General features: G+C 36.4%; 8 protein-coding genes. 3 read left to right on the forward strand and 5 right to left on the reverse strand.

The window, feature by feature from the left end:
* Positions 1-928 (forward strand): immunity 49 family protein (locus Q1R07_RS04395; protein ID WP_300486371.1); only part of this gene is annotated, 928 nt, incomplete at its 5' end.
* 15 nt (positions 929-943) lie between these two features.
* Here the strand turns inward: Q1R07_RS04395 and Q1R07_RS04400 are convergent.
* The 4 genes from Q1R07_RS04400 to Q1R07_RS04415 form a co-directional block, all read right to left on the reverse strand.
* Positions 944-1,165, reverse strand: a complete 222-nt coding sequence (locus tag Q1R07_RS04400) for a hypothetical protein (RefSeq protein ID WP_300486372.1) — start codon at positions 1,163-1,165, stop codon at positions 944-946.
* Positions 1,166-1,169: 4 nt separating this feature from the next.
* Positions 1,170-2,264: an MBL fold metallo-hydrolase gene (locus Q1R07_RS04405; RefSeq protein WP_300486374.1), complete on the reverse strand. Its 1,095-nt coding sequence runs from the start codon at positions 2,262-2,264 to the stop codon at positions 1,170-1,172.
* 75 nt (positions 2,265-2,339) lie between these two features.
* Complete coding sequence (locus tag Q1R07_RS04410; protein WP_300486376.1) at positions 2,340-2,900, reverse strand: TetR/AcrR family transcriptional regulator; 561 nt, start codon at positions 2,898-2,900, stop codon at positions 2,340-2,342.
* A gap of 141 nt (positions 2,901-3,041) precedes the next feature.
* Positions 3,042-3,863 carry a hypothetical protein gene (locus Q1R07_RS04415; RefSeq protein ID WP_300486378.1) on the reverse strand — a complete coding sequence of 274 codons (822 nt, stop codon included), beginning with the start codon at positions 3,861-3,863 and terminating at the stop codon, positions 3,042-3,044.
* Positions 3,864-4,250: 387 nt separating this feature from the next.
* Here Q1R07_RS04415 and Q1R07_RS04420 point away from each other — a divergent pair, with 387 nt between their 5' ends.
* Together Q1R07_RS04420 and Q1R07_RS04425 are read left to right on the forward strand one after the other, a co-directional pair.
* Positions 4,251-4,667, forward strand: coding sequence for an OsmC family protein (locus tag Q1R07_RS04420; protein ID WP_300486380.1), 417 nt, complete (start codon positions 4,251-4,253; stop codon positions 4,665-4,667).
* A gap of 315 nt (positions 4,668-4,982) precedes the next feature.
* A complete protein-coding gene (locus tag Q1R07_RS04425; protein ID WP_300486382.1) occupies positions 4,983-5,435 on the forward strand; it encodes a hypothetical protein in 453 nt (150 codons plus the stop codon).
* Positions 5,436-5,681: 246 nt separating this feature from the next.
* On the opposite strand, the gene Q1R07_RS04430 is transcribed toward Q1R07_RS04425, so the two are convergent.
* The coding region (locus tag Q1R07_RS04430; RefSeq protein ID WP_300486384.1) for an XRE family transcriptional regulator at positions 5,682-6,012 on the reverse strand (331 nt) is incomplete at its 5' end.

Genomic DNA, 6,012 nt, shown 5'->3' on the forward strand with positions numbered 1-6,012 from the left:
TAAAAAAGAAAAACTGGCAAAGCCCAAAACTCCTGTAAAAAAGGTAAAAGATGACAAACACATTTACTTACACAAAGTAGATCATCCGGAGATTATTGAAAGTAATTTCCAGTGGATACAAGGAGAATTTGATTATTCAATTGAAAAATCGAAGAGCAAGTTTCGTTTCTTCTATTATCTTTTCCGGGATGCGAAGCAATTACTACAAATGTCCGTTTTGCAGAAAACAGCATTGGAAACACAGCAAAAATGGTTTCGTTATGGAGTAAACAGTATGAGTGAATATTTTCGTTTGATTCATTTTGAAGATGAAACCAAAGAAGCAACAATAGAGGAGAGCGGCGCTTTTGAAATCTTGGTTGAACCCAGCGGCGAATACGTTAGTACCCTGCCGGCATTGTATTGGGCAGTCATTGCCCGTGATACAGAAAAGCAAAAAAGAATAGCCAATAGTCCGATAAAAAACTGGATATACAGAGGAGAAGATTGGGGCAAGAATACGTTTATAACCTGCTTTCTAAAAATAATAAAGGAATACTTTCTCACTGGAAATTTCAATACCGCTTTGTATAACGAAGCACAAGCTGATTTGGAAAAATACAAATCGGAACTTGGACCGGATGTAAAACAAAAGTTTGGATTGTACCGAATAAGTCGCTTTTTAAACGCTTTTAAAAGCTTGACAGAACACAATGAAGCTGAATTTCATTCCAATTTTGCATTGGCACTTCAGGCACACAAAGAAGTATGGAGTCAGAAAAAAGCCTTAAACAGAGGCGGAACACCGCTATGCAGAGAGGACGACGGTTTTTTATCCTGGGATTGTACCGCTTTAGCAGCTATGGCCTATGACAAAGGTTGGAAACTGGAAATAACGTCCGATTATGTACCGCAATCGATGGTAGATGGAAGTATTAATTTGAAATAAAAAAAGAAAATTTATTTACAGATCCAATTCTTCGCAATCATGTCCCAAATGGGAAATAAGCGATAGAATTTCAGTGGCTTCCAGTTTTTCGCTTTTTACCCGGAGAATTTTGTCCCGGTCTTCTAAATCGAAATTGAAATGCAGAATAGCTTCGTTTTCTTCAAAAATACGGGTGATGGATTTAACGTCTTTTTTCTTTTTGACGGTGGTTTTAAAGATATATAACATGGGTTGCATCGGATTAATTTACATTTTTCCACCATTGGGTGAAGGTTGTATTGGCATCGAGATTCATCTTTTCTCCAATCATAGGGGTACAAAGACGTAAGGTAGGATTGTCGTTTAAGGTTTCCAGACGGGAAATGGGTTCGTCCCAGTTGTGATTGGCCAGCGAAAATTTACTCCAGTGAACCGGAATAAGTTTTTCGGTATTCAAATCCTCTGCGACTTGTAACACTTCTTCGGGCATTAAATGAATGTATTTCCAGTTTTTATCATACTGTCCGCATTCAATAATGGCCAAATCAAATGGACCAAATTTATCTCCGATTGCCTTGAAATGATTATCATAACCGCCATCGCCACCGATAAAAATTCTTTTGTCGGGTGTTTCCAATACAAACGACAACCATAACGATTTGTTTCTGGACAATCCTCTGCCGGAAAAATGACGCGCTGGTGTGGTATGTAATTTTGTATTATTGATCAACTCAATAGTTTCGTGCCAGTCTTTTTCGATAATACGGGATTTGTCATAGCCCCAATATTCCAGGTGTTCGCCTACGCCTAATCCACAGATAACGGTTTTTACCTTGCTTTTCAGATTTTTTACCGTTTCATAATCAAGGTGATCCCAGTGATCATGTGTGATGATCAAATAATCGATTTCCGGAATATCTGCCGTAGTATAACGATCACTACCACCAAAACTTTTGGTCGTCATCCGGATAGGAGAGGCGGCACCGCTAAAAACCGGATCGATCAGAAATTTGATACCGTTGGTTTGTAGGAAATAGGACGAGTGTCCAAACCAGATAAAGACGTCTTCATTTGGAGTGATTTTGTGCAGGTCGGTTTTTACGGCCGGTAATTCGGTGGTTGGTTTTACCCGGGTGTTTTCTTTAAATATAAATTCCTTTAAAACCGAAAAATAACTGGCACCTTCGGTTAGATCGGGTGTTTCACTACTATTCTGAAACTGTCCATCACGGAAGTTCGGTGATTTTTTAATGCGTTCCAGGCGCGCACCCGATGGAAGTTTTCCAAATTTAGGTTGCTGTAAAAATAAATAAACACCAAGGGTAAGGGTTAGGAGTACTACAATAAGGGTTATCATAATTTTTCGTAAAAGCATTGGTTTTTAAAAAGGTTTAGATTGACTAATCACTCTATAAGGGTTTAAAAAAAAGGATTAGCTGATCATAATCCAAAGGGTTTCGTAGGAGTTATAAATAACTTCTTTTTTTTCATCTGTAGTCAGTTTCGATTGTCGTAAATATTGTTGTATTCCGAAAACATAATTGTTCACGATCGCAATCAGATAATCGATTGGTTGTTTTTTGATATGATTTTGAGCCATGGCTTCCTCCAGTTCTTCGCATCCTTTTTTGGATAACTTCTGAATTTCTTCATAATCCATCAGCGAAGCATAAGGCGAAAAGTAAAATTGCTGAATAAAGCGGAACTCATAATCGTTTTCCAACGACCATAACATCAGTCCGATAAATTGTTTTTTAAAGTGTTCTTTATATTCGGTTTGCTCGTCACGGTAACTTTCAATATGTTGGGCTACCCGTAACTTGATATCGATATAAAGCGCAATGATCAAATCTTCTTTGGTCTTGTAATAATGGAATAAAGTACCGTTGGCTACACCGGCTTCTTTGGCGATCTTACTAGTCGCTGTTCCGTGGAAACCGTAGTCTACGAATAGTTTTAAAGCAGTGGCAAGGATTTCTTTTTGTTTGTCCATAATTTTAGATCGACTAATCAGTCGGTAAAAGTACAGCTTTTTAAATAAGGATTTGGTATTTGGCAAAAAATTAACTTTTTGGCGGCAACGAGTCATTAAAAAAGCACCTCCTGAAGGTGCTTTTGTTTACTTTATAAAGGGCTAAAATGAGACCGGACTGACTTTCTGGTTTTTTTGCGCCTGTTGTTCGGTAAAAATAAAGAAGACCGAAAGGAGTATACACAACGGAATCGTTAATAATACATAATCGCTTTTTATCTTTTGAAATTCATTGATCAATCCAAATGGCAACAACAGAATAAACAATTGAATCAGAAACAAGCTAATCGTTGCCAGAATGGAATTATTGGAATGCGGATTCGTTTTTTCACAACGCAATTGTAACTCATAGTAATCGGCCAGATGTCCGAGTAACGTTAAATGCTGATTGTTGTCAATAATCTCTTGATCAAATAATTCTTTTATCCGATGCGATTGTAATGCCATAAGTTGTTTGGCACTATTTTTTTGTTTGAAGATATAATCAATCTCATTTTGCGAAATCAATGGTGCTAATTCGGCTCTTATACAAGTGGTTTCATTTTCTTTTTGTGAGTTCAGCTGATTGTGAAGTACAATAAGCCATGCCTGATGCCTGTTTTTTAATTCCTGATAGATTTCTGTTTTTACTGCAAAACTGTTTTGCAAAAAAGTAGCCCACGTAGTACTCGTACGAACAATTGTGTTCCAAAGCATGTCGGTTTCCGAACGATGTTTTTGTACCTGCATGTTTTTCAGACTAAAAACAAGGAGCGACAACAAACCAATTACAGCAACCGGAATCAATGGCAGTGCTACCCATTTTAAATCAAGATAGAAATATAAAAGCGTTTGAATCACGGCCCAGAAGATTAATACATAACCAATGTTTTTAGGCCAAAATACGAACTTTTTACTAGTTGTTTTGTTTCTTTTTGTATACATAGCATTTGATTTTTAACAATAATAATTGCAAAATGTACTGTTTCGGTAAATTGTTGGGGGGCTTTGTTATAAAATTATACTTTTTTCTTGATTTTAAAATTTTATACAATTAAAAAAACAAACATATCGATAAAGTGTCATATTTTACCGACGAAATACACAATGAGGTACATAAATAACAAAAGGATGACTATTAAATAAGGTTATTATAATATATGATGCAATTGATGTGGTTGTATAGAGAGAAGGCAAACAAAAGTTGGAATACTATTTTGAAACCAACCGATTTTATCGACTAATCAGAAAGGATAAAAGACATGATACGGAGATTTAACTTTTTGTTTATATGAAATGGTTAACTTTATAGGAGCTAAAAAAACGATAACTATGAAACTAATCAGAAGAGCCAGTGCCAACTGGAAAGGTAGTGGTATGGAAGGTAAAGGATCCGTATCCACGCAAAGTACAACATTAAACAATGCTAATTTGTCGTTTAAAACGCGTTTTGAAGACGGAGTAGGTACCAATCCGGAGGAGCTGATTGGTGCGGCGCATGCCGGTTGTTTTTCGATGAAGTTAAGTTTTGTACTAAACGAAGCCGGATTTACAGCCGATAACATCGACACGAATGCGAAAGTGGTTTTCGAAGATGGTAAAATCACCCAGGTGCAATTGGACGTAAAAGCCAGCGTACCGGGAATATCGGAAGAAGCGTTTCAAAAAGCCGCTTTGGATGCCAAAGAAAACTGTCCGATTTCACAATTGCTAAAAGCTGAAATCGTTTTAGCAGCGGCATTGGTATAATCCATTCGATGAATGCATAAAAAAACTACGGTTGCGGCCGTAGTTTTTTTGTTTTTAAAAGTTAGTACACCTGACAGGTTTCCAAAACGGGTCAGGTGTAATCTTTTACCGCTTCTTCAATACTTATAGCACGGATTGCAAATCCGCGCTATCGGGTCAGGTGTAATCTTTTACCGTACTATCGGGTTATTAAAAGTGAATATATTTACAAATTGTGCAATATATTTATTGCATGGATTGTAAGTCCGGACTTTTTTAGAAGAGAAGAAGTTCAAACTACATGGCAGTTGGTATAATACCTTAAAAACAGAAACCATGATTATTGGAAAAATAGAAATCGATTTAGAGCAATTACACTATGGCTTGATACCAGAAGTAACAGAAATTGTGCAACACTATTTAAGCAAGAAGTACGAAATAGAAACCATTAGAAAATTAATTGAGGTAATTACCAACGAAGAATTTATACTGTATATAAATGAAGCGTTTATGTATTTCGACATATATACAAATTGTGAATTTAATCCAGTAACAGCAGCGCAGTTACAGGAATTTATAGCGCATAAAGTGATTGAACCAAATGTACCGAACGCACGTTATTACGCCAATTTTTATTATGAGAATGGTAAATGTATCGATCCTAAAAAGGGAATAGATGCTGTTAGATCATATGAACCTTGTTTAATCGAGTTTTCTCATACTACCATGATGACCTATTATGTTTTTGATTGGTATCTTGAGGAGTATAGTTTTGAAATCGAAGATTAGATGATTATTTACATTACACCTGACAGGTTTTAAAAACCTGTCAGGTGTTGTGGATGAATGATAAACCCGATAGCGCGGATTTACAATCCGTGTTATCGCGTAAAAGCCGAAATCGTTTTTAGCGTCGACATTGTTATAATCAATCCGATTAAAGAATTAAAAAACTACGGTTGAGGCCGTAGTTTTTTTGTTTTTAAAGTTATACACCTGACAGGTTTCGAAAACCTGTCAGGTGTGACTCATAGGTTATTTCTTTTCAATTAGCTTTTCCAGGCGTGCCATCATTTCGTCTTTTTCCTGTAGCATACGCTCGTATAAAGCAATCTTCTCTTCGTGGAGTTGAATTATTTTTTCGATAGGATTGTAATTATTAATAACAAAACCTATACTGTGTTCATTATTAAACGTATTGGCAATAATATTCATAGCCTGTTCTTCATTAAAGTTTTCGATGGCTTCAACCGGTATTTTTAGTATTGCGGCAACCTGTGCGAGTATATCGGTTTCGACGGTTTCTTTTTGTTCGAGTAATGATACTTTTTTCTGATTCCAGTCGTCGCCCAGTTCATAAGCCAAA

The organism is Flavobacterium sp., from assembly GCF_030146175.1.
Classification (GTDB): domain Bacteria; phylum Bacteroidota; class Bacteroidia; order Flavobacteriales; family Flavobacteriaceae; genus Flavobacterium.

What these genes read in the sequence shown, in the direction of transcription:
- Q1R07_RS04400 (WP_300486372.1), bottom strand. Translation starts at nt 1,165, where the DNA reads ATGCAACCCATGTTATATATCTTTAAAACCACCGTCAAAAAGAAAAAA.
- Q1R07_RS04405 (WP_300486374.1), bottom strand. Translation starts at nt 2,264, where the DNA reads ATGATAACCCTTATTGTAGTACTCCTAACCCTTACCCTTGGTGTTTAT.
- Q1R07_RS04410 (WP_300486376.1), bottom strand. Translation starts at nt 2,900, where the DNA reads ATGGACAAACAAAAAGAAATCCTTGCCACTGCTTTAAAACTATTCGTA.
- Q1R07_RS04415 (WP_300486378.1), bottom strand. Translation starts at nt 3,863, where the DNA reads ATGTATACAAAAAGAAACAAAACAACTAGTAAAAAGTTCGTATTTTGG.
- Q1R07_RS04420 (WP_300486380.1), top strand. Translation starts at nt 4,251, where the DNA reads ATGAAACTAATCAGAAGAGCCAGTGCCAACTGGAAAGGTAGTGGTATG.
- Q1R07_RS04425 (WP_300486382.1), top strand. Translation starts at nt 4,983, where the DNA reads ATGATTATTGGAAAAATAGAAATCGATTTAGAGCAATTACACTATGGC.